Source organism: Sodalis sp. CWE (assembly GCF_019646055.1).
In the GTDB taxonomy this organism is placed as follows: domain Bacteria; phylum Pseudomonadota; class Gammaproteobacteria; order Enterobacterales; family Enterobacteriaceae; genus CWE.
On the sequence record NZ_JAESFE010000002.1, the window covers coordinates 140,514 to 164,764 of the forward strand.

At 33.1% G+C, this 24,251-nt stretch carries 20 protein-coding genes; 10 read left to right on the forward strand and 10 right to left on the reverse strand.

Annotation, left to right across the window (positions count from 1 at the left end; genetic code table 11):
- The first annotated feature begins 1,147 nt into the window (after positions 1–1,147).
- The 9 genes from cyoA (at position 1,148) to dxs (ending at position 12,219) form a co-directional block, all read left to right on the forward strand.
- Positions 1,148–2,122 (forward strand): ubiquinol oxidase subunit II, encoded by a 975-nt coding sequence (gene cyoA / locus JK145_RS02780; protein ID WP_220665353.1) that lies wholly within the window; start codon positions 1,148–1,150, stop codon positions 2,120–2,122.
- Positions 2,100–4,097, forward strand: a complete 1,998-nt coding sequence (gene cyoB / locus JK145_RS02785) for a cytochrome o ubiquinol oxidase subunit I (protein ID WP_220665354.1) — start codon at positions 2,100–2,102, stop codon at positions 4,095–4,097. The genes cyoA and cyoB overlap by 23 nt, the downstream gene beginning before the upstream one ends.
- The gene (gene cyoC, locus JK145_RS02790) at positions 4,091–4,705 is read left to right on the forward strand and encodes a cytochrome o ubiquinol oxidase subunit III (protein WP_220665355.1); all 615 of its coding nucleotides are present in this window, start codon (positions 4,091–4,093) and stop codon (positions 4,703–4,705) included. Before cyoB ends, cyoC begins: the two co-directional genes overlap by 7 nt.
- Positions 4,706–4,735: 30 nt before the next feature.
- Positions 4,736–5,083, forward strand: coding sequence for a cytochrome o ubiquinol oxidase subunit IV (gene cyoD, locus JK145_RS02795; protein WP_220665356.1), 348 nt, complete (start codon positions 4,736–4,738; stop codon positions 5,081–5,083).
- On the forward strand, positions 5,073–5,993 hold the full coding sequence (gene cyoE / locus JK145_RS02800) for a heme o synthase (protein ID WP_220665357.1): 921 nt from the start codon (positions 5,073–5,075) through the stop codon (positions 5,991–5,993). The genes cyoD and cyoE overlap by 11 nt, the downstream gene beginning before the upstream one ends.
- A 234-nt stretch (positions 5,994–6,227) precedes the next feature.
- The gene (locus JK145_RS02805; RefSeq protein ID WP_220665358.1) at positions 6,228–7,583 is read left to right on the forward strand and encodes an MFS transporter; all 1,356 of its coding nucleotides are present in this window, start codon (positions 6,228–6,230) and stop codon (positions 7,581–7,583) included.
- A gap of 177 nt (positions 7,584–7,760) precedes the next feature.
- A complete protein-coding gene (gene panE / locus JK145_RS02810) occupies positions 7,761–8,654 on the forward strand; it encodes a 2-dehydropantoate 2-reductase (RefSeq protein WP_220665359.1) in 894 nt (297 codons plus the stop codon).
- Complete coding sequence (locus JK145_RS02815; protein WP_220665360.1) at positions 8,647–9,264, forward strand: DJ-1 family glyoxalase III; 618 nt, start codon at positions 8,647–8,649, stop codon at positions 9,262–9,264. The genes panE and JK145_RS02815 overlap by 8 nt, the downstream gene beginning before the upstream one ends.
- 1,095 nt (positions 9,265–10,359) lie before the next feature.
- On the forward strand, positions 10,360–12,219 hold the full coding sequence (gene dxs, locus JK145_RS02820; protein ID WP_220665399.1) for a 1-deoxy-D-xylulose-5-phosphate synthase: 1,860 nt from the start codon (positions 10,360–10,362) through the stop codon (positions 12,217–12,219).
- A gap of 201 nt (positions 12,220–12,420) precedes the next feature.
- Here the strand turns inward: dxs and thiL are convergent, their stop codons facing one another.
- From thiL to tgt, 8 genes are all read right to left on the reverse strand, one after another.
- Positions 12,421–13,401 (reverse strand): thiamine-phosphate kinase, encoded by a 981-nt coding sequence (gene thiL / locus JK145_RS02825; protein WP_220665361.1) that lies wholly within the window; start codon positions 13,399–13,401, stop codon positions 12,421–12,423.
- A gap of 89 nt (positions 13,402–13,490) precedes the next feature.
- A complete protein-coding gene (gene nusB / locus JK145_RS02830) occupies positions 13,491–13,946 on the reverse strand; it encodes a transcription antitermination factor NusB (RefSeq protein WP_220665362.1) in 456 nt (151 codons plus the stop codon).
- Positions 13,947–13,953: 7 nt separating this feature from the next.
- Positions 13,954–14,424 (reverse strand): 6,7-dimethyl-8-ribityllumazine synthase, encoded by a 471-nt coding sequence (gene ribE, locus JK145_RS02835; RefSeq protein ID WP_220665363.1) that lies wholly within the window; start codon positions 14,422–14,424, stop codon positions 13,954–13,956.
- Between the two features lie 102 nt (positions 14,425–14,526).
- Positions 14,527–15,648, reverse strand: coding sequence for a bifunctional diaminohydroxyphosphoribosylaminopyrimidine deaminase/5-amino-6-(5-phosphoribosylamino)uracil reductase RibD (gene ribD, locus JK145_RS02840; RefSeq protein WP_220665400.1), 1,122 nt, complete (start codon positions 15,646–15,648; stop codon positions 14,527–14,529).
- A gap of 400 nt (positions 15,649–16,048) precedes the next feature.
- Complete coding sequence (gene secF / locus JK145_RS02845) at positions 16,049–16,963, reverse strand: protein translocase subunit SecF (RefSeq protein ID WP_220665401.1); 915 nt, start codon at positions 16,961–16,963, stop codon at positions 16,049–16,051.
- Between the two features lie 90 nt (positions 16,964–17,053).
- A complete protein-coding gene (secD, locus tag JK145_RS02850) occupies positions 17,054–18,901 on the reverse strand; it encodes a protein translocase subunit SecD (RefSeq protein WP_220665364.1) in 1,848 nt (615 codons plus the stop codon).
- 55 nt (positions 18,902–18,956) lie between these two features.
- Complete coding sequence (gene yajC, locus JK145_RS02855; RefSeq protein ID WP_220665365.1) at positions 18,957–19,289, reverse strand: preprotein translocase subunit YajC; 333 nt, start codon at positions 19,287–19,289, stop codon at positions 18,957–18,959.
- 59 nt (positions 19,290–19,348) lie between these two features.
- Positions 19,349–20,452, reverse strand: a complete 1,104-nt coding sequence (gene tgt / locus JK145_RS02860; protein WP_220665366.1) for a tRNA guanosine(34) transglycosylase Tgt — start codon at positions 20,450–20,452, stop codon at positions 19,349–19,351.
- 731 nt (positions 20,453–21,183) lie between these two features.
- Between tgt and JK145_RS02865 the strand changes: the two genes are divergently transcribed.
- On the forward strand, positions 21,184–21,786 hold the full coding sequence (locus tag JK145_RS02865) for a peroxiredoxin C (protein WP_220665367.1): 603 nt from the start codon (positions 21,184–21,186) through the stop codon (positions 21,784–21,786).
- A gap of 219 nt (positions 21,787–22,005) precedes the next feature.
- On the opposite strand, the gene birA is transcribed toward JK145_RS02865, so the two are convergent.
- Together birA and murB are read right to left on the reverse strand one after the other, a co-directional pair.
- The gene (gene birA / locus JK145_RS02870) at positions 22,006–22,974 is read right to left on the reverse strand and encodes a bifunctional biotin--[acetyl-CoA-carboxylase] ligase/biotin operon repressor BirA (RefSeq protein ID WP_220665368.1); all 969 of its coding nucleotides are present in this window, start codon (positions 22,972–22,974) and stop codon (positions 22,006–22,008) included.
- The gene (gene murB, locus JK145_RS02875) at positions 22,971–24,008 is read right to left on the reverse strand and encodes a UDP-N-acetylmuramate dehydrogenase (protein ID WP_220665369.1); all 1,038 of its coding nucleotides are present in this window, start codon (positions 24,006–24,008) and stop codon (positions 22,971–22,973) included. The genes birA and murB overlap by 4 nt, the downstream gene beginning before the upstream one ends.
- Positions 24,009–24,251 lie beyond the last annotated feature (243 nt).

Consider the following 24,251-nt stretch of genomic DNA (forward strand, 5'->3'; position numbering starts at 1 on the left):
TTTGTTATTATTATCATAACAACATTGATAGATATATAATTTTTTTAGACAATTTCCGGAAAAACAGCGCTAATAAAAAAATAGTTTAATCCTAAGTTTTTTTCTACAAAGAATTCTAAGAATTCAGCAACAAGTTTGATTATCCTTAACTGACAATTTCATTCTTTTTAAGTTTTTTAGGTTGGTAATTTAAGCGGCACAAGTAGAAGAAATTAAAACAATTTTTCTTTCCAGACAAACGTTTAGAAAACTTTTGTGTCTTCTATTTATTTAGAGTTTCCTTGACTTTGAAAAAGTGATTTGTTTTTTAAGTTAAAAAATATTAATAATTGAAAGGTTTCAAAGCTAATTCGGAGAATTTATTTAGCAATTATCAGATTTTATTCTAAATAACTGGTAGGTACGACCTTTAGCGCAAGTTCACTGCAAATGAAGTTTATCTTTATGATGGATTTCTTTATAGTTTAACTTTAAATCTGCACATGACGATGTATTATTTCACAGATAAGTTGAATAAAAATTTTTATAAAACTGCTTAAAGGCCTAGTATATTAGAATTGGTTACTCTATGTAAACGTTTTTTTGAATTTATCTCTACTGTTGGATTTAACTTTATATACCTAAAGCCGTGTTTAATATCGAACTTAATTGTCTAGAAATTTATAAATAGAAGCTTATCTATGTTTACTTTGCTTCAGCAAGAGCGTTGTTAACAACAAATAAATAAAAATTCACCAAAAAATAAAAATTTTACGGAAAAATATTCACTCACTAAGGAATTCATTATTAATAAAATTAATGTATGGTTCCAATTTACTTGCGAAGTAAATAATATTCGGAGTTCTTATTAACGCAATTTTTTTAGTGTAAAGCGCTATAAGTATTTTCAATCTTTCTCAAAAAAAAGAGATTATTTAAAATCAAATGTCAGTTTGACTAAAATCTAAAAAACGCAAAAATGAATTTAAGTGTGGTCAATATTTCTCTAAAAAATGTTAGATCTAACAAGAAAGAGTATTTACAGCGCCTTGATCTACTTTTAGAATACCCTTACTGATTATTTACTCAATTGCAAAAAATATATCCAGTTATTATCGTAATTATGAATGACGCTTATATCAACTCTACAGAGATTGTTCAATGTTAGATGAAACTAAAATATACCATCACTAAAATTTTAGAAATTGTATTGCTTATTAACATAGTTACCCTGACAAGCGGTTGTAGTGAGATGGTACTGATGCATCCTAAAGGACAGATTGGATTAGAGCAACGTTCACTAATCTTAACAGCACTTGGATTAATGCTAACTATTGTAATACCTGTAATTGTTATGACTTTTTTGTTTATTTTTAAATATCGTGCCACTAATGCTAAAGCAATATACAATCCAAATTGGATTAATTCTCATAAAATAGAATTAGCGGTATGGACAGTGCCTATTCTTATTATTATATTTTTGGCTATCCTGACCTGGAGATCAACACATATGCTAGATCCAAGCAAGCCTCTTTCTTCAGATGTCAAGTCCATCAATATTCAAGTCGTTGCCTTAGATTGGAAATGGTTATTTATTTATCCAGAACAAAAAATTGCCACAGTTAATGAAATTGCGTTTCCTGTTAATGTACCCATAAAATTTGAAATTACCTCAAATTCCGTCATGAACTCATTTTTTATTCCTCAACTTGGCGGTCAAATTTATGCTATGGCTGGTATGAATTCTACTCTTCATCTCATTGCTAATGAACCAGGTTATTATAAGGGTATTTCAGCTAATTTCAGTGGATTGGGGTTTTCTGGAATGAAATTTACTGTTATTGCTACACTGGACCAAGTTGGTTTTAATAACTGGGTGAGAAAGGTTCAAGCATCGCCAGCGGTACTCTGTACTACAGAATCTTATGCACAATTGGCCGCTCCAAGCGAATTCGATTCGGTGCAATATTTCTCCAATGTAAAACCATGCTTATTTCAAGAAGTGATTAATAAATCATGTATCAAAAAAAATCTATCAAATCGCGATAATAACAATCATCATCAATTGTTCTTTTTATTAGAAAAAGCTTCCAAAAAAAATCTCCAAAGAGGCGGAATAAATGCTCGGAAAATTGACGATTAATTCAATTCCATATCATGAACCGATTATTATGGTCACTGTTTTCACTATTAGCTTGATAGGTTTAGGGATAGTAACTCTTGTCACTTATCTTGGTAAGTGGAAATACCTTTGGTATAGTTGGTTCACTTCGGTAGATCATAAAAGAATTGGAATTATGTACATAATTACTTCGCTAATAATGTGGCTGCGCGGTTTTGCTGATGCCGTCATGATGCGTTTACAGCAAGCTTTGGCTTCTTCTTCTGAAGATGGAATTGGTTTCCTTCCAGCGCATCACTACGATCAGATAGTAACAGCACACGGTGTAATTATGATTATCTTCATGGCAATGCCGTTCATTATTGGTTTAATGAATCTAATTGTTCCATTACAAATTGGTGCCCGTGATGTTGCTTTTCCTCTTTTGAATTCAGTAAGTTTCTGGCTTTTTATTGTTGGTGTTGTTTTAATGAATATTTCTCTAAGCATTGGTGAGTTCGCTCAAACTGGTTGGGCTGCTTATCCGCCATTGTCGAGCAAAGAATACAGCCCAAGTGTAGGCGTTGACTACTGGATATGGAGTATCCAGATATCTGGTATTGGAACAACACTAACCGGGGTTAACTTTTTTACCACAATTTTGAAAATGCGTACATTAGGTATGTCAATGATGCGTATGCCAGTTTTTACATGGACTGCTTTATGTACTAACATTCTTATTATTGCTGCGTTCCCAATTTTGACAGTGACTATAATGCTATTAACCTTAGATCGTTACATGGATACTCACTTTTTTACTAACGATATGGGGGGCAATATGATGATGTACATCAATCTTTTTTGGGCTTGGGGTCATCCAGAAGTGTATATATTAGTGTTACCAGCATTTGGCGTTTTTTCAGAAGTGGTTGCTACTTTTTCAAAAAAATCGTTATTTGGTTATAATTCACTAGTGTGGGCCACTATTGCTATCACCTTACTTTCCTTTTGTGTCTGGTTACATCATTTCTTTACTATGGGATCCGGTGCTAATGTTAACGCATTTTTTGGAATTACGACGATGATTATTGCTATCCCAACTGGGGTGAAGATTTTTAATTGGTTATTCACTATTTATCAAGGCCGTGTTACGTTCAATTCAGCTATGTTATGGACAATAGGATTTATCGTTACTTTTTCTATCGGTGGTATGACCGGTGTATTAATGGCAATACCAGGTGCTGATTTTGTATTACATAATAGTTTATTTTTAATTGCCCATTTTCACAATGTTATTATAGGAGGAGTAGTATTTGGTTGTTTTGCTGGATTAACTTATTGGTTTCCGAAAGCATTTGGTTATACTCTAAACGAGATTTGGGGAAAACGAGCTTTCTGGTTTTGGATGATCGGTTTTTATATTGCTTTTATCCCCTTATATGCACTTGGTTTGATGGGAATGACACGTCGACTTAGTCAAGGTATTGATCCAAGTTTCCATTCATTATTAACGATAGCTGCTTTTGGTGTTCTACTTATTGCATTAGGTATTTTATGCCAAATCATTCAAATTATAGTAAGTATACGAGATCGAGAAAAAAATCTTGATTTAACTGGTGATCCATGGAATGGACGGACTTTGGAATGGGCTACTTCTTCTCCTCCTCCATTTTATAATTTTGCTACTGTTCCAATAGTGGACGATCAACGTGATATATTTTGGCAATGGAAAAAAAATGGATTCGTTCATTATAAGCAACCAAAACAGTATGAGCCAATTCATATGCCTAAAAATACTGGAACTGGTGTTGTTATTGCTTGTTTTAGCTTGATATTTGGATTTTCTATCGTATGGTATATTTGGTGGTTAGCAATTGTTGGGTTTATTGGTGTAATTGTTACCTGGATAGTTCATAGTTTTAACGAAAATACCGATTATTATGTTCCGGTAGAAGAAATCGCGCATATTGAGAATATTCGCTTTATCAGAAACGATAAAGGCATAAGAAAATGTTAAGTAAAACTACATCTAATTGTAATGTCATTCATTCTGAGTACGAGCTCTATGAAAAGAGAAGTATTAAACTATTTGGATTTTGGATTTACTTAATGAGTGACTGTATCATATTTGCTACTTTATTTTCTACATATTCGGTATTAAGCAATAACGTAGCGGATGGACCAATTGGTAAAGAAATATTCAAGTTACCTTTTATATTATTAGAAACTTTTTTTTTATTATTAAGTAGCCTTTCCTACGGTGCAGTAATATTGGCTATGCTTCAAAGAAAAAAAGGTTTAGTTAACACTTGGCTAATCGTGACTTTTTTACTTGGCCTTATTTTTGTTTGCATGGAACTTCATGAATTCCATTATCTTATTGCAAAGGGATACGGTCCAGATCGCAGCGCTTTTCTTTCTAGTTTTTTTGCATTAGTGGGAACTCACGGTTTGCACGTTGTATCTGGACTTGTTTGGATTTTAGTTATGATAGCGCAAATTTCTATTCGTAATTTAACTTTAGTCAATCAAGTTCGTCTAGAATGCTTGGGTTTATTCTGGCATTTTTTAGATATAGTGTGGATTTGTGTCTTTACATTAGTTTATTTGATTAAATGTATTTAACTTTAATACGAAGTTTTATAATGGTGATTTATGGCTAGTAATATATTACGTGATTCTGATCTTTTTAAGAATTATTGTAAGTCCTACTTAATTGGTTTTTTAACTTCTGTTCTTTTAACTATAATTTCGTTTGCAGTGGTGCTCCAAAGAATATCTATCGACGAACGCATTCTTGTTGCAGTGTTAATTATATGTGCAATTTTTCAAGTTCTAATTCACCTAAAATATTTTCTCCATCTGAGTTCGATGCCAGAACAAAGATGGAATTTGATAGCATTTATATTCGCAGTGTTAGTGATATCTATATTAGTAACTGGTTCCTTGTGGATCATGGGACACCTTGATCATAATCTAATGGCTGTTACTGATGTTTATTAAGCCATATATTCAAGTAATAAAATTAGGAATAGTTCTTAGTAATTTAATTTCTGCCATGGGCGGGTTTTTCTTGGCATCGCAGGGTCAGATTAATTGCAATCGGCTTCTAATTACATTGACAGGAATGTCATTAATAATTGCTTCAGGTTGTGTTTTTAATAACTATATTGATCGTGACATAGATCTAAAAATGGAAAGAACAAAACATCGAGCTATTCCAAATGGATTTATCTCTCCAAAAATCTGCATAGCTTATGCTATGTCTTTAGGCATTACCGGTTTTTCACTATTGTATTTTATGAAAAATTTTTTAGTTATGTGGCTAGCAATCGCAGGGTTCATTATTTATGTTGGCATCTATAGCTTATATATGAAGAGAAGATCTATCTATAGTACTCTAATCGGAAGCGTATCTGGTGCCACTCCACCAGTTATTGGTTATTGTTCCATTAGTAATCAATTTGATACTTGTGCATTAATTCTTCTTTTAATCTTTAGCTTATGGCAAATACCACACTCATATGCCATTGCTATTTTTCGGCTCAATGATTATTTGGCAGCATCTATCCCAGTATTTCCTGCAAAACATAGCATTTTAGTTACAAAATTTCATATAACTTTGTATATAATTGGATTTATGTTAGCCGCGTTAATGCTAACATTTAATGGATATACTGGACATAAATATTTGATTGTTACTGTTTTAGTTAGCTTATGGTGGCTAGGAATAGCATTGCGTGGTTATGAACCAATTAATAATGATAAAGATTGGGCGCGAAAAGTATTTATGTTTTCAATTGTTGTTGTTTCTTCATTAAGCATAATGATGTCAATAGATTTTGTTAAAAATCCATCTCTAACATTATATTTGGATGCTGAAAACGTTTCAAGACAGTTTTTTATTTTGTAAATATAACTTCGCTACTTCTTTACTAAGCGCTAATAACTATTAATTACTTAAAAATGAATTTTATGTTATTTGTTACACTGACCTTTAAAAAATTCAAAATAACTCATAAAAACAAACTTAAAATGTACCCACTTTTTATCTCCATTGATTAGTTGAATAATAAATATAAAAATTGTTATAGAAATCCAATATCTTAAGTGGAATTAAGATATGTAGGAAAATGGACGACAAGAAATGACTAATATAGAGCTACGAGCTATTTGGGGTTTAGGGGTGATATTTTCTTTACGGATGCTCGGTATGTTTATGATGTTGCCAGCACTAGCTACTTATGGCTTGTCTTTGCAAGGTGCTAATGAATTATTTATAGGTTTTGCTATCAGCGTTTATGGAATAACACAAGCAATATTTCATATTCCTTTTGGATTGGCTTCTGATCATTTAAATCGCAAATTTCTTATTATTTTTAGTTCGTTGATCTTTGTTTTTGGAAGCATCGTTGCTGCATTAATTAATAATATATGGGGTGTTATCCTTGGCCGCGCTATTCAAGGGATAGGAACAATTACAGCACCTGTTATGGCTTTACTATCAGATCTGGTTCGTGAACAAAATCGAATTAAGGCAATAACCCTTATTGGTGTTAGCTTCGGTTTAACTTTTATGACAGCTGTAGTAGTCGGTCCAATTGTAGCTCATGCCATTGGTCTTAGTGGCTTATTTTTTAGTATTAGTGTACTTACGATAATAGGTACTCTAATGATACTGATAGTGCCCACAGCAAATTATCATGTACTTAATCGAGAATCTGGCATTGTACGCGATGGTATATATAAGATTTTAACTAATTCACAATTACTTAAGTTAAACATTGGCATCTTCTGTCTACATTTTATACTGATATCTAACTTTATTGTAATTCCATCCACAATGGTTCATGCTGGATTTTTGGAAAATTGTCAATGGAAGGTATATTCCATCATTATGTTAATCTCATTCGCTATAGGTTGGCCGACCTTTATTTATACTGAAGCTAAGCGATGCATGAAGCGCACATTTTTCTGTTACACAACATTATTATTAATATCAGAGATGATGCTGCTTATAGCAAGCAATCATCCCTGGATGGTAATCGCGGGTATTCAACTTTTTTTTCTAGCATTTAATATTATGGAAATTCTGCTTCCATCGTTTATAAGTCAAGATTCGCCAATTGGCTATAAAGGCACAGCAATGGGTGTCTACTTTACTAGTCAATTTCTTGGTGGTGCATTTGGAGGAGCATGCGGTGGCCTTTTATTTCAACTTAAAGGAACTCAGTTAGTATTTTTAGTGGGGTTACTAGTAGTACTGATTTGCTTGTTGGTAAGTATAGTATTATGTGAACCGTCACATATGAACAGCTTACGTATTGCCTTATCTGATTATAAAAAAATTAATGAAAAATTGTTAATTCAAAATCTCAAAGTGTATCCAGGAATAATTGAAGTAATAGTAATTCCTGATGAACAAAGCGCGTATATTAAGGGAGATATTCGAAGAATTGCATATGAAGATTTAAAAAAAATAATTATTTCTTCTCAAACTTAAAGTTAAACCTTAAAAAAAGCAAAAAAAAGAAATAACTTATTCAAGTGAAGGTAAGTTGAATGGTGATTTGTTTTAAATAAAAATTGTAAATAAGTGCAATAAATGATAAGGAATATATATATTGCAAGATATTTTAAAAATAAATTTTTAATCAAAAGCTAATAAGATAATTAAATAATGAAAATTACTATTTTAGGTTGCGGGGCATTAGGAATGCTTTGGCTAGTAGCGTTAAATCGTCAAGGTCATTACATCCAAGGATGGCTAAAAGTGCCTCGATCAACTTGTGATGTAAAAGTTATTAATGTAAAAGAAAAGAAAGAAGATCGTTTACAATTTTTAGCTAATAATGAAAAACATTTATCTGAAAGCAACTTGTTATTAGTAGCATTAAAGGCCTGGCAAATATCTAAATCAGTAAAGAAGTTATTGCCGAAACTACGTACTGATTGTATTATCTTGTTATTGCATAATGGACTTGGCGCATATGAAGAACTATTACCTATTTTAGTTCAGCCATTAGTTATCGGCATTACTACTCATGCTGTTTATCGTGAAGACAATAAAATTTATCATGTTAATAACGGTATAACTTTTATTGGACCTGGAAACGTCAAAGCGAAATCATTAAGAATAATAACAACACAACTATTAAACTCATCTTTGCCAGAAGTAATTTGGCATGATAATATTACCGCGATAAGTTGGATTAAATTTGCTGCTAACTGCATAATAAATCCTCTTACCGCAATTTATAATTGTCGAAATGGTTTATTAGAGCGTTATTCAAAAGAAGTTGAAACTGTTTGTCGCGAAATAACTCTATTAATGAATAGAGAAGGGTTTCATTTCCATCATGAAAGTCTTCTTATTTACATTAAACAAATTATTCATTGCACCGAAAATAATTTCTCTTCCATGTTGCAAGATATCCGGGCTAATCGAAAATCAGAAATAGATTATATTACAGGTTATGCTCTTCGTCGCGCACATTTACATGGAATAAGTTTACCAAAAAATCAACGGATATTTGATCAAATAAAAAAAAAGGAGAGATTTAATTATGTATAAATCAGCTCTTCTTTGCGTCGCTAATGGCACTGAGGAAATTGAAGTTGTTACTATATTTGATCTATTAAAAAGAGCCAATATCCAGGTAAAAATGGCCAATGTTAACGGTGATGATCATACATTGATGGTCATTTGTTCATATGGACTACGACTATTTTCTGATGCCCGGCTGGTTGATTTAAAAGAACAGTTTTTTGATGTCATCATCCTACCTGGAGGACAGAGAGGTTCAGAATGTTTTCAGCGAAGTTCACTGTTGATGGAGTATATTAATCAAATGCACCTCCTTGGTAAGCTAGTAGCGGCTATATGTGCTGCTCCAGTTTTAGTATTACAAAACTATCAAATATTTAAAGAAGCTTATATGACTAGTTTTCCGGCATTTAAAAACTGTATTCCTAAACATCGTTGGATAGATCAGCGTGTTGTATATGATGCACATTACCATTTACTTACTAGTCAAGGTCCTGGAACAGCTATAGATTTTTCTTTGAATATTATTTCATTGCTTTGTGGAAAGCTTAAAGCAACCGAGGTAGCGTCGCAATTAGTCCTTCCAAAGGACGTCCTGAACTTTGATGTTTGCTCAACAGATAATAAAGAAATTTAATGAACAAATTAATTCCTTAATGCTTGGTGTCGTTTTTTAAAATTACTGAAATGAAACTAACATCTCTTTCATCAAGAACCAAATTTTTATGAAAAATTAACGCTTAAAATATAAGAAGCTTTTTAACCCAATGGAATAAATAAAAAAATCAAACTCTACTTCTAAAGGTTATTAAGAATTTAATAGAGATTAAAAATCGAGTTAACCGAAAAGACAACTTTTTGTGCCATTTAACTTTAAATTATTAAAACTACTTTCTGATAAGAATCTACAATACGGCGAACCGTTAAATAAAAAAATATATAGGTTATATTAAAAATAAACCTTTCCAACAATCTTTTATTCATTTCTAAAATTAGAATCTATAATCGATTTCTTGATTGTTTCCAATGAAAAGAGCCTTTATAGCTAACTATATCAACGTCTTTGAAAATTTTCTGTAAATTTACTGGAAGTAAATGAAACGTTGATTCAATTCAGACAAGCACAAGAATACGTTAAATTATTTTTTTAAACTTGATTAAACTTTCCCACTAGAGGAACATGCTTCATGCATGAATTAACCAAGCAGAGATAACAAAGATATTGGTATAAAGTTGATATTGATTTTTTGTCAGAAATGCAAGAAACGAAACTTGCTTTTTGGATAGTATTGTTGATGCGCTTGTTTTTCTTGCAAAGTCATTCAGTAATACCTGTCCTTTTAGCTGGATAAACAGCAAACAAAGAAAAATTTTTTTAATTAAAGTCTTGATCGTTTGATAGAGCTTTGCTAATGCTATTATCAGATGAGCTGTTAAAAACAAGACAATTTTCTTGATGTTTTAATTGACGTAAGTGAAAGTAATTTACTCTAATCAAAGAGAGCAAATCTCAAAAGAAATAATTTTTTCCTAAAAAAATTTGCCAGTGATATTGTAATGAGTGTAACGCAATCCAATGACGTAGAATTATTTCGAGAATTCCGCTTAATACATTTGAAATATGTTACTACATTTAGATACGATATTGCTATCTTAAATATTTTTAGCAAACTATGTACGTTACTAAACGCAACAAACAATTAATTGTTGCATGTCAAAATGTGAGAGCTGTATGAGTTTTGATGCAAGTAAATATCCAACGTTAGCCTTGGCTGATAATCCTATAAAGTTACGTCAACTGCCTAAAAAAGCTTTAACAATATTATGCAATGAATTACGACAATTTTTGCTAGATACCGTAAGTCGTTCAAGTGGTCACCTTGCCTCAGGATTAGGAACAATAGAACTGACAGTAGCTTTGCACTATGTGTATAATACACCGTTTGATCGATTAATTTGGGATGTTGGTCATCAAGCTTATCCACACAAAATTTTAACTGGACGACGAAACCGCATTGCTACTATACGTCAGCGTAACGGACTACATCCATTCCCTTGGCGAGAAGAGAGTGAATATGATCATCTCTCAGTAGGGCATTCTTCTACTTCTATTAGCGCTGGGCTTGGAATGGCAATTGCAGCAGCTTATGAAGGGTCAGATCGTCGTATAGTTTGCGTTATTGGTGATGGTGCCATTACTGCTGGCATGGCATTTGAAGCAATAAATCATGCTGGAGATATTAAATCTGATTTATTAATCATATTAAATGATAATGAAATGTCTATCTCTAGAAATGTTGGGGCATTAAATACTCACTTAGCACGTATGTTCTCTGGAAAGATTTTTTATACTATTCGTAATGGCAGTAAAAAGGTACTTTCTGGTATGCCTCAAACATTTATGAAGCGTATAGAAAAGTACATCAAAAATATGATAACACCTAGTTCATGGTTTGAAGAACTTGGATTTAATTACACTGGTCCAGTAAATGGACATGATGTTCAAGGATTAATAAAAACACTAAAGAATATACAGGTTAAAAAAGGGCCACAGATTCTTCATGCTATAACTAAAAAAGGTTATGGTTATGTGCCAGCTGAACAAGATCCTATTCGTTGGCATGCAGTACCAAAATTTAATCTTAACAATGGATCAATTCCAAATAGTAAAAATAAAAATATCCCTTCTTACTCAGAAGTGTTTGGTGAATGGCTATGCGCTACTGCTGCGCAAGATAATAAGTTAATGGCAATTACTCCAGCTATGGGAGAAGGATCTGGCATGTTTGCATTCTCTCAGCGTTATCCACGTCAATACTTTGATGTAGCTATCGCTGAACAACATGCGGTTACTTTTTCTGCTGGACTAGCTATTAGCGGTTATCGACCTGTAGTTGCTATTTATTCTACTTTTTTACAAAGAGCTTATGATCAGATTATTCATGATATAGCGCTTCAAAATTTGCCGATATTATTTGCTATTGATCGTGGCGGTATTGTTGGTACTGATGGAGCAACCCATCAAGGAGCTTTTGATCTATCATATCTGCGATGTATTCCCAATATGGTTATTATGACACCAAGCGATGAAAATGAGTGCCGATTAATGTTGTATACTGGTTATTCTTATCAGAAAGGACCTAGCGTGGTTCGCTATCCACGAGGTATGGGTACTGGTGCAGCATTTAGTAATTTATATAAATTATCTATAGGGAAAGGAATTATCCATCGACACGGAATCACTGTAGCGATTCTTAATTTTGGAGCTTTATTACCTTTTGCTAAAGAAGCTGCAGAATCAATAGGCGCAACTCTTGTGGACATGCGATTTGTTAAGCCTCTTGACGAATTTTTAATAAACCAATTGGCTGACACTCATCGAGCATTAGTAACAATCGAAGAAAATACTATTATAGGTGGAGCTGGTAGCGGTGTAAATAATTATGTACTATATCATCGATTGCAAATACCGGTATTAAATATTGGCTTACCGGATTATTTTATTCCACATGGAAGTCAAGAGGAAATTCGTTCAGATTTAGGTCTCGATGGTGAAGGAATTCAACGTCAAATTGAAAATTGGTTACTTTAAAGTAATTTTTGACTCTAAAATAATTACTAGATTAATTTTTTAATCTGTTATTTTCATCTAGACTAACAAAATTTACTAGACATTTTATAGTAAATCGATCTTGTTTATTTTTATCATAAAATCTTTTTTGTTAGTTTTTCTTGATAAAAGAAAGTTCTTCTCTTCTTTGAAGAAGAGGTGTTCTTATTATTTAGATAATCTTTATTTGAAGTGAGTATATCCACTCCAGCTATATTCTACTTTTTTATTATTTCGCATAAACTGAATTCCTTCATTTTTTGGTATGATGTAACCGATGCAAGTAAAAGATGTGTTGGTACAATTTAGATCTGCTACTATATTTCCTAAGAGGCGATCATTGATAGGAGAAACTGTAAAGCATAACTCGTAATCTTCACCCCCACTGAGCGCCCAATGTAACGCTTGATCTTGATTACTGTGTCGAAGAAGTGCTAGTGAATAGGGAATACTGTCCAAATTAATGCAAGCTCCACAATTGCTACGAACAAGAATATGATTCAAATCCATTATTGCACCATCTGAAATATCAATCGCAGCGCTTGCAATATTTCGAAGTGCTTTTCCTTGTAAAATACGTGGTTGTGGACGCAAATGGCGCGATAACAAATATTGTCTATCTTGTAAATTAAAAATTCGCAAACGTTTTTGCAATATTGCTAAGCCAGCCGCGCTATCTCCAAGAGTGCCAGTAACATAAATCCGATCACCAACGCAAGCTCCATGTCGTGTTAAGGCACACCCAAAGGGTACTTTTCCTTGAATGGTCATGGTTAAGCTTAACGGACCACAAGTGATATCTCCACCAATAAGTTGCATATTATGATAATTTAACTCTCGAAAAAGACTCTTGCTAAAAGAGGCCAGCCAATCTTCATTTATCGAAGGAAGAGTTATTGCGAGAGAGAGCCAAGCTGGATCAGCTCCCATAGAAGCCAAGTCACTTAAATTAACCGCAAGTGATTTATATCCCAAGTCTGTTGGATGAATATCCGGCATAAAATGTTTTCCAGCTATCAATGTATCCGTACTGACTGCAATCAACTCTTCTTTATTTGTTGATAGCAGCGCGCAGTCATCACCAACTCCCATGATTACGTCTTGCCGTGTTTTTTGCATTTTATTAAAAAAACGATCAATAAGATCAATTTCTTTGCATGACATGCTTTTTCCGTCACTCTAGTTTATCATTTATGCTTATTTCAACAATCAGCGGTTAGTGACTCACAATGGGAACAATCGGTATGATACTTTTATTCAGAGCGCATTTGAAAAGCAATTCTATTTAAAACACCATTAATAAATTTATGACTTTTTTCTGCACCAAATAGTTTAGTTAATTCAATAGCTTCATTAATAGCAACCTTATAGGGTATATCCCGACAATTGTTCAATTCAAACAAAGCAATGCGCAACACTGCACGTTCAACCTGATCCACTCTTTTCAAACGACGTGAAAGATAAGGTTCCATTAATCCATCTAACTCTTTGCTATTATTTATGACTCCAGTATACAGTTCATAGAAATAATTGATATCTATATCTGCTACGCTTTGATTCAATAAAAATTGAATTTCAACGTCGGTAGCTCTGTTATTCGATAATTGCCAAGAATAAAGTGCTTGAACTGCACACTGTCGAGCCCGACTTCGACGGGAAGCAAAGTTATTTTTATAAAATTTCTCATTATTGCTGATTGAATTTATCATAAAAAGCTTATTCATTTAATAGCTTGAGTACGTTAATCATCTCAAGAGCAGCTAGCGCAGCTTCTGTACCTTTATTTCCGGCTTTTGTTCCAGCGCGCTCAATAGCTTGTTCAACATTTTCAGTAGTTAATACTCCACATGTTACTGGTATCATAGTTCGAATAGAAACTGCAGATAGACTAGAGATACATTCACTTGAAATAAGATCGAAATGGGAAGTACTTCCGCGAATAATTGTCCCTAACGCTACAATTGCATTATAATTTTTGCTGTTTGCTAGCATATTAGCTACTAATGGTAGTTCATAAGCTCCAGGGACCCAAATTACAGTAATATTTTTATCCTTAACTTGACCAACACGTTTTAAAGTTTCGATCGCGCCACTAAGAAGTTTCTCATTTATAAAATAATTAAAACGTGACACAACAATGGCGATATATGCATTAGAAGTTAAAAAAGCACCTTCAATAATATTCAATTAATATATCCTCTTTTTTATTATTTACGTTAAACAGATCATTTTGATCTAACATTACAATCCTAACAAAATTTTCATCAATAACATAAATTAAATGAAATTCTATCGATCAGGCGTTAAACGTAGCCGAACATCAGGACCAACTTGCTGAACATCAAGTAGAACAAAACTAGGTACTGTACTAAGCTTTTCTAATCCTTTTAAAAAACACAATGGACGGGCATCAGAACCAAGTAATTTCGGCGCTTGATAGAGTATTAATTCATCTACTAGATTACTACTTAATAGTGCTCCAGCTAACCTTGCACCTGCTTCAACCCATAAATTATTAATCTGGCGGCATCCTAAACGAATCATTAGTTCTATTAGGTCAAGGTGTTTTGATTTATTTCCTTCATTCATTGGTATTTGAATCTGCTCAACAGAACTAGGCCATACTAAATCATCAGGAAATTTACGGGCTAACCAAGTTAAACCTTCGCTCATTATAATTCGATGCAATGGTCTGACACAATTATTGCTATCAATAATAACTCGTATTGGTTGACGAAATCGTTCCAACGGATAAATTGCCTGTACATCTTTTGGTAAAGATGACCAGCGTACTGTTAAAGTAGGATTATCTGCTAGTACCGTAGTAGCGGTAGATAAAATAGCGTCACTTTCAGCCCTCCAGCATTGTACATCTTGTCTTGATTGGAGAGAAGTGATCCATTGACTTTCTCCAGACGCCATAGCCGTACGACCATCCAATGATGAAGCGAGCTTAAGTCTAACCCATGGAAAACCAGTTCGCATACGCTTAAGGAAGCCTCTATTTATGGTTTCTGCATCAGAAATCATCAAGCCATAACGTACCTTAATTCCAGCTTGTTGCAATCGGAAAAATCCACGCCCTGCTATCTGAGGGTTTGGATCAGAAATAGTAGACACTACTCGTGCTATACCAGCCTGTATCAGCGCTTCAGTACAAGGAGGTGTTTTTCCATGGTGGCTACATGGCTCAAGTGTAACATATGCGGTAGCGCCGTATGCCTTGCTACCTGCGTTATGCAATGCACATATCTCAGCATGTTGTTCACCGAAATATTGATGATTTCCTTCGCCGACAATACGTCCTTTTTGAACAATAACACACCCAACATTGGGGTTCGGTGCAGCTGTAAAACGACCTCGATTTGCTAGTTTGAATGCACGTTTAAGAAAAAATTCATCATCATCCATCATCTTTTTTTCTTAACAAAAAGAAAATTAATTAGTATTGGCGTCTATAGTTTTTTAAAGTTGCTTACTCATGCAAGCTCTTAAGTAAGAAAAAAATGCATGTGTGAGTTATATTTTTTAAATGAGTCCTGTTGTACAGAAAAATAAAAACCTTTTATTAGATAAACTTGCTTTTCTAAAAATTTAAAACATAAAGATGTTCCTTTTTATAGGATAGCATTACTCATGCCACATCATTACACTAAATAGTTTATTGATCGATAAATAAATTAGAGTAATATTATATCAGTTCTGATCTTTGATTTAACTTTTAGTTAAATTAATAAAAAAAAACAAAAGTAAAAAATATTAATAGCTTTTTTATATTAATCTCGATAAAGTTGCCTCAAAAAAACTAAATTTAAGGAATGAGCCATTTCCGATCGGCACATTCTTTCTCTATTTCTTCTTTTAAAAAGAATTGTCGTTTTATACCAAGCTTAAGTGAAAGAGCCGAAGACACATAAATGGAGCTGATAGTACCAATAAGTACGCCAGTAAATAATACGATAGAAAAACCACGTAATGCCGTCCCTCCGAAAATCAATAAAATCACCATAGCTACCAGTATAGTAGTTGATGTTATTATTGTTCGATTAAAAATCTGTGTTAACGAAATATTGATTATATCATAAGCACTGTAGAAGTTAATTACTTGGAAATTTTCACGAATACGATCTGATACTACGATGCTGTCATTTAATGAATATCCAATTACTGACATTAAAGACGCAATAATTGTAAGATCAATTTCTATTTTTAATAAAGATAGAACACCAAGCGTAACAATTATATCGTGTAATAGAGATATAACTGCGCCAATTGCTATTCGCCATTCAAATCGACACCAAACATATATAAAAATAGCAATTAACGCAATAAATAATGCTATTCCACCATCTTGTAATAGATTACTCCCAATATTTGGTCCAATAAATTCTGCTCTATTCAGAGTGACTTTACAGCCTGTAGAATAAGCAATCACATCAAGAATTTTTTTCTTAAATTCTTGATCAAAACATTTATCTTCTAAAAGCGGAAGACGAAGTATGATATCATGACAGCTTCCAAAATTTTGTACAAATGAATCGATGAAACCTGCATTTCTAAGTCCATCGCGAATCTTTTCGAGATTGGCAGCTTCTGTTAAATTAAGCTCTATCATTATTCCACCGGTAAAATCTATACCCCAATTAAAACCTTGTATTGCTATAATACCAATAGAAATAACGAGAAAGAATAAAGAAAAACTGAATGATATGAAACTCCAGCGCATAAAATCATAGATTGTTTGATTAGAATTTATTTCTTTTGAATAATCTCGCTTTTTGCTGATTAAAGAAATTTTCAATAATAAACTCCTCTGTTAGATAGAAAAATTATCGATATTCTTTCCGCCGTAAAGCAGATTAGTGATAGCTCGCGTTCCTATAATTACTGTAAGCATTGAGGTAATAGTTCCAATAGAAGTGGTGATTGCAAACCCTTTAATTGGTCCTGTTCCTAAACAGTATAGAATAATAGTAGTAATTAACGTGGTAAGGTTGGCGTCAATAATGCTTGGAAGTGCACATCGATAACCTTCATGAATAGCTTGCTGAACTTGACGTCCGCTACACAGTTCTTCTTTAATTCGTTCATTGATAAGCACATTGGCATCGACTGATACCGCTAATGCTAATATAATACCCGCAATACCTGGCATGGTTAAGGTGGCACCTGGTAACAAAGACATGATGGCAATAATTAAAATTAAATTGACTATAAGTGCTGCAGCAGCAATCAAGCCAGATTTTTTGTACCAAATCACCATAAATAAAATAGATGTTATCAATCCTGAAAAGCAAGCCTTTAATCCTCTAGTAATATTTTTTGATCCAAGAGTTGGACCAATAGTACGTTCCTCTACAATTTGAATCGGTGTGGTTAATGTTCCTGCTTTTAATAACAGAGAAAGAAGTCGAGCTTCGCTAAGACTATTGATACCAGTTACTCGAAAATTATTACCAAATCTAGATTGAATTGTTGCAATGTTAATAATTTCTTCTTTTTTTATCAAAATTGGACGCCCATTAGGGTTTTTTCTTCCTCCATCTTTGTACTCTACAAATAAAGTAGCCATTAATTTTCCAATATTATCTTTAGTGAAATGAAACATAGTTAATCCACCGATATCGTCAAGCAATATGTTTACTTGAGGACGATTATATGCATCTGTGCTAGATACAGCGTCTATAATATGTTCTCCCGTTAAAATAACTTTTTTATATAAAACAATTGGTTTTCCATCACTAGTCATCTTAATCTCTAAATTTTCTGGAAGATTTCTAGAAAAAATGGTATCTAGATTCAAATCATTATTCACCAAACGAAATTCTAGAGTAGCGGTTGCTCCAAGAATTTTCTTAGCAAGAGCAATGTCTTGGATACCTGGTAGTTCTATTGCGATATGATTGAAGCCATGTCGTTGTACTAAGGGTTCTGAAATACCCAATTGATTAATGCGATTACGTAATATATTTATATTCTGTAACACTGCAGATTCACGTGCTTGACGTTGACGATCACTCGTGGGTGCTATTCGTACAGTATATTTTCCATAATTATTAACCGTTATATCATTATATCGTGAAACGAGCCATAGAGCTGCTTGGTTTCGATTCTTAGTATTATTGAATTGAATTTCATTTTCGTAATTCGCCTTTTTAAGTATCGCTTCATAGGAAATCGCATTATCATGCAATTCAAGACGCAAAGTTTCAATTATTTGTTCCTGTAACTTTTCAACTGCAGGGTTAGTATCTACTTCTATTAAAAAGTAAATACCTCCCCGTAAGTCTAATCCTAACTTCATTGGTGAAGCTCCAAATTTAGTTAACCAATTTGGCACTGCTGGAGTTAAATTAAGAGCTGCAACATAGTTTTCACCTAAGACTTTTATTAAAACCTCTTGAGCGTGAAATTGTGCATTAGAGTTAGTAAAACGAGCTATAATAGTTTTATTTTCTATAGCAATAGATTTACTAGGAATAGATTCTTGCTCTAACACTTTACGAACTTGAGTTAATACTGACTCATTAGCGCTATTACCTTGTAGATTAATAACTTGTATAGACAAGTCTTCACCATATAGATTAGGAAGTGCATACAATGTACTAACAACAAGTGATAATACCAGTGCTATATTTTTCCATAAAGGATAATGATTTAACACAAGATTGCTTAAATTTAAGAAGATTTTTGAAAAACAATGACATGAAATTAAGTTACTATAATGCTTTTATTGTACCCTTTGGTAGGATAGCAGCGACAAAGTCGCGTTTAATTACCACTTCATTGGTTTCATTAAGTGCGATAGAAATATAGTCAGGACTCGTCACTTTTGTAACACGACCAACTAAACCTCCGGTGGTTAAAATTTCATCTCCTTTGGAAATAGAATTCATTAATTTCTTATGCGCTTTAGCACGTTTCTGTTGTGGACGTAGTATCATGAAATAAAAAATTAATCCAAAAATAAGTAATATTATTGCTAAAGAATAAGGACTAGATTGAGAAGGAGAGTCAGTAGCGGCAACAGCGTTAGAAACGAAAAAGCTCATTTTTAATTTCCTTTGTAGTGATGATAAGTTCTGTCATTATAAATAATATGAACAGGAGGCTATTTCTTTATTTTTTGATAAAACCAATTTACAAATTCATCTAAATTACCTCTATCAATAGCTTGTCGTAAACCTTCCATTAAGCGCTGATAATAACGTAGATTATGAATAGTATTTAAGCGAATACCCAATATTTCATTACATCGGTCAAGATGGTGCAAGTATGAACGGCTATAATTAAGACAAGCATAGCAATCACATTTCGTATCTATCGGTAATAGATCATCTTTATAGCAAGAATTACGAATTTTTAAAGTTCCATTGGTAAAAAAAATATGACTATGACGAGCATTGCGTGTCGGAATAATGCAATCAAACAAATCAACTCCCAAGCGAACACTTTCCACTAAATCTTCTGGTTTGCCGACTCCCATTAAATAACGAGGCTTATCAATTGGAATTTTTGGACAGGTATGTGCCAGTATGCGATGCATGTCTTCTTTTGGCTCTCCTACTGCCAGTCCACCTATAGCATAGCCATCAAAACCAATTTCTATAAGTTTTTTTATTGATAAATCGCGTAAATCTTCGTAAATGCCACCATGAATGATACCGAATATCGAATTTGGATTTTTTAGTTCATTAAATCTTTTTCGACTACGTTGCGCCCAGCGTAGTGACATTTCCATTGATTTTTTTGTTTGAGTCCAATCAGATGGATAAGCTATACATTCATCAAAAACCATAACAACGTCTGTACCAAAGTCATATTGAATTTCCATTGATCGTTCAGGACTCAGAAACATCAAATTTCTATCAACTGGATTATGGAAATAAGCGCCTTCTTCTGTTAATTTTCGAAAATTGCCTAAGCTAAACGTTTGAAAACCACCAGAATCAGTTATTATTGGACCATTCCAGCGCATAAAATTATGTAAGTCACCATGTAATTTCACTATCGCTTTTCCTGGGTGCAAACATAAATGGAAAGCATTACTAATTAATATCTGTGTTCCGGTTTCTTTAATTTCTTCTGGTGTCATTCCCCTGACAGCACCATACGTGCCTACTGGCATAAACGCTGGAGTTTCGACTATGCCTCGGTCAAAGATCATTTTTCCGTGACGTGCCTGACCATTGGTCTTTAGTAGTTGAAACTTCATTATTAATTTTACTCCTAAATTTAGAGAGGTTATCTTTAACTTTATAAATAAAAAAAATAACTTGCGTACCATGTACACATTTCTATTTTCTCTAATAAATTAGATACATTTTTCCAAAATTATTCTAGCAAAACGATTAACATCCTCTTCTCGCTAATCGGCAAAGAGATTCTGCTTTCTAAGCAAAGAAATAAAATAAATAATAGTAGATATTTATAGAAATCTATTAAAACCAATTCTATCTTACAGATAGATATACTATCAGAGATTATTTCTACTGTTTTAGTTTATAAATTAAATTCTTCTTGAAAAACTTTTTTATATATGTAGTATTTGTGACATGCAATATCATCTTGTATTGGCAGTTATCTTTTACTTCTTATCTAGTTTAAGAAATTTAAACAATCATGAGATGTAAGTGAAAAGATTTTGCCGTTTTTTTTTGACCCAAAAATTAGTATAATAGTACAAGTGGTTTGGTGAAAAAATTTTGCATGTTTGCTTTTTCGTAAAGGTTTCTAATAATCTGAACGATATCAACAATTTGTTTTTTAAGCAGATTATACTATAAATCAGTTTTAAATGAAACATAATCAAAAAATGCAATTTTTAAAATTTAAAGAAATTATTTTAAAAATGAGAGAATATATAATAGAATGGTGTGCTTTATTTGATTTAGTTAAATTTATTATTTAAAGTAATGAATATAAAATATAGATTGGAGAATTATTGTGATGCTAGTTTCTCGTCCAGCCCCTGATTTTACGGCTGCTGCTGTGCTTAGCGATGGTGAAATTATTAATAATTTCAACTTAAAATCGTTTATTCAAGACAAAATGGCAGTGATTTTTTTCTGGCCAATGGACTTTACATTTGTATGTCCATCTGAGCTGATTGCTTTTGACAAACGTTATATAGAGTTCAAAAAACTCGGCGTAGAAGTTGTCGGTGTGTCCTTTGATTCTGAGTTTGTGCATAGTGCTTGGAGACAAATTCCAATTGAGCAAGGAGGTATTGGGTCAATTCAATATCCTATAGTAGCAGATGTCAAACGGGAAATTATTAAAGCTTATGGTATCGAGCATCCAGAGTTTGGTGTTGCTTTACGCGGTTCATTTTTAACAGATAAAAATGGAATTGTTCGTCATCAAGTTGTTAATGATCTCCCATTTGGTCGCAATATTGATGAAATAATACGAATGGTTAACGCATTACAGTTTTACGAAGCACACGGCGATGTTTGCCCAGCTCAGTGGAAAAAGGGGCAAGAGGGAATTTTTCCTTCTAAGGAAGGAATTTCAAGATTTCTTTCCAAAAATTTAAATAAGTTGTAACTAAGGAGTGTTTAGGTGCTTTTTAGAAGCAAACATACAAATTTAGGTATTGGTAACAGACCATTAAATAGAGATAAAATTAGTAGAAACTAATTAGGCTATTTTCCTAGAGACGCACTACTCAAAGGAAAGTGCGTTCGAGTAAGATTTTTTCTTCTTTATAGTTTATATTTGATGTTCTTTATTTTTCTAGGACATTTTAAAGTAACAGTTCTATATTCACAAACCGCGAAGCGATGTTTCTTCACTAAAATAAGAATAAATTTGACCATCCTGTTCCAGCAATAGGTTACCTCGGTTATCGACTCCACGAGCTACACCTCTAATTTCCTTTTTACCAATAAATAACTTTACCGGTTTTTCAAAAAAATTGTCCATATTGCACCAAGCAGAGACAAACGGTGCAAATCCGTCGTGTTCGAACTGCTTTAATGCTTTTCGTAGTATATTAATTAATTTTGCAGCTAAAGTATTGCGATTGATAACAATCCCTATTTCTATCAAACTAACACATTTTTGATTAATTTTTTCTAAGGAGATTTTGCTACGCATTTCGAGATTAATCCCTATGCCAATTACAATGTGTGCAACATCCCCAATTGTGCCAAAAATTTCTACTAGAATTCCAGCTAATTTACGATTATTTAAATAAAGATCATTCGGCCATTTAATACGAATATCTTTTACACCTAAACGTTGGAGTTCTTTTGCCATAACAATGCCAACCATTAAGCTAAGACCTTCTGTAGCAATTAAACCCGCTTGAAAACGCCAGTAAAGGGACAAATACAAATCATTTCCAAATGATGATATCCATTTCCGACCACGTCTACCTCTACCTTGTATTTGATACTCTGCTATACAAGCATCGCCAGATTGTATTATCCCAATGCGGTCAATTAAGTATTGATTGGTAGAGTCAATTACTGATACAACCGACAATCGACCAGACGATAAATATGCTTGAATTATACTTTTGTTTAGTAAATGTAAAGGGGAGCACAGTCGATAACCTTTTTTATTATGAACCGTCAATACGTTTACACCCCAGTCACGTACTATTGGAATATATTCCTTTTTAATAGTAGCGGCACTTAATCTTAATAATCTACTGAATTTCTCTTCAGAATGAAAATTCCCATCGGATAACAAACTAATCAGCTTAATCGGAATGGTCACATTTTTCATGTTATTGCTCTTAATGCGTCTATTTCACCACGTGCACCAATAAAACGCACCTCTGGCTCCAAGCAAACAGAAAACTTTTCTGCCACTTTTTGACGTACATGATGGGCCAATTTAGCAACGTCTTTGCCTGTCGCACAATTAATATTGATTAAAATTAATGCTTGTCTTTTATGAATTGCCGCACCACCTAATTGATAACCTTTTAATCCACAGGCATCGATGAGCCAACCTGCTGATAGTTTTACTTTCCCCTTATCTAGCTGTGGATAGTAAGGGGTATCAGGATAGCAATTAAGTAATGTTGCTGCATTTGAAATATTTATAGTTGGATTCTTAAAAAAACTTCCTGCATTACCATAAAATGTAGGGTCTGGTAATTTTTTACGTCGCAACATGCAAACTATATCATAAACTGTTTTTTGGGTAATTTTTTGTTTTTTAAGATGTGATAAATCACTGTGTGTTAGTACTGGCTCCCAAAACTTGGAAAGTTGCAATCCAATCGAAATAATTGCATATTCTTCACGAAGTGAATGTTTAAAGATACTATCACGATAATCGAATTGGCATTCATCTACACTTAAACGAAATGTTTTGCCAGTTGTTAATTGAAGTACATCAACATAATTACAAAACCGTTGCAGTTCGACTCCATAAGCGCCAATATTTTGAATTGGAGCAGAACCAACACGACCAGGTATCAAAGCTAAATTTTCTAAACCTGGAATACGTTTTTTAAGACAGATATTTACCAAGTTGTGCCAAATTTCACCTGCCCCTACATGTAGGTACCAAGCATTAGATCGTTCTTCGATCGTTATACCTGTTATTCGATTAAGTAGCACGGTTCCATCGTAATTCTCTAAAAATAAAACATTGCTTCCGCTCCCTAGCACTATTACTGGCATAGAATACTCTTTAGCCTTTTGCCAAAATTTGAATAACTCAATTTTTGTATTCGCAGCAACAATACATTGCGCACAGACATCAATTGCAAAACTGTTCAAAAACTTTAATGTTCCGTTTTTTATCATCTCAATTTATCCTTTTTCCTTTAGAAGGGGGGAATCATCTGGAACTTTTTTAAAGTAAAAAACATTATCGATAGCGCCTTGGTGAAGGTATTAGAGTTTAGATTTTTATAAAAACTCAAAGTTTAACCAATGATAAATAGATCCTCTTTTTATAAAAAGAAGAGTTCTACACTACTAAGTAATAATCTTATTCCTTCTTAAGGATAAGAATTTAGCTAAAGATAAGCGTTTTAGTTTCTTACT

Coding starts and splice junctions, on each gene's coding strand:
- cyoA (WP_220665353.1), top strand. CDS start 1,148: ATGAAACTAAAATATACCATCACTAAAATTTTAGAAATTGTATTGCTT.
- cyoB (WP_220665354.1), top strand. CDS start 2,100: ATGCTCGGAAAATTGACGATTAATTCAATTCCATATCATGAACCGATT.
- cyoC (WP_220665355.1), top strand. CDS start 4,091: ATGTTAAGTAAAACTACATCTAATTGTAATGTCATTCATTCTGAGTAC.
- cyoD (WP_220665356.1), top strand. CDS start 4,736: ATGGCTAGTAATATATTACGTGATTCTGATCTTTTTAAGAATTATTGT.
- cyoE (WP_220665357.1), top strand. CDS start 5,073: ATGTTTATTAAGCCATATATTCAAGTAATAAAATTAGGAATAGTTCTT.
- JK145_RS02805 (WP_220665358.1), top strand. CDS start 6,228: ATGACTAATATAGAGCTACGAGCTATTTGGGGTTTAGGGGTGATATTT.
- panE (WP_220665359.1), top strand. CDS start 7,761: ATGAAAATTACTATTTTAGGTTGCGGGGCATTAGGAATGCTTTGGCTA.
- JK145_RS02815 (WP_220665360.1), top strand. CDS start 8,647: ATGTATAAATCAGCTCTTCTTTGCGTCGCTAATGGCACTGAGGAAATT.
- dxs (WP_220665399.1), top strand. CDS start 10,360: ATGAGTTTTGATGCAAGTAAATATCCAACGTTAGCCTTGGCTGATAAT.
- thiL (WP_220665361.1), bottom strand. CDS start 13,401: ATGTCATGCAAAGAAATTGATCTTATTGATCGTTTTTTTAATAAAATG.
- nusB (WP_220665362.1), bottom strand. CDS start 13,946: ATGATAAATTCAATCAGCAATAATGAGAAATTTTATAAAAATAACTTT.
- ribD (WP_220665400.1), bottom strand. CDS start 15,648: ATGGATGATGATGAATTTTTTCTTAAACGTGCATTCAAACTAGCAAAT.
- secF (WP_220665401.1), bottom strand. CDS start 16,963: ATGCGCTGGAGTTTCATATCATTCAGTTTTTCTTTATTCTTTCTCGTT.
- yajC (WP_220665365.1), bottom strand. CDS start 19,289: ATGAGCTTTTTCGTTTCTAACGCTGTTGCCGCTACTGACTCTCCTTCT.
- tgt (WP_220665366.1), bottom strand. CDS start 20,452: ATGAAGTTTCAACTACTAAAGACCAATGGTCAGGCACGTCACGGAAAA.
- birA (WP_220665368.1), bottom strand. CDS start 22,974: ATGAAAAATGTGACCATTCCGATTAAGCTGATTAGTTTGTTATCCGAT.
- murB (WP_220665369.1), bottom strand. CDS start 24,008: ATGATAAAAAACGGAACATTAAAGTTTTTGAACAGTTTTGCAATTGAT.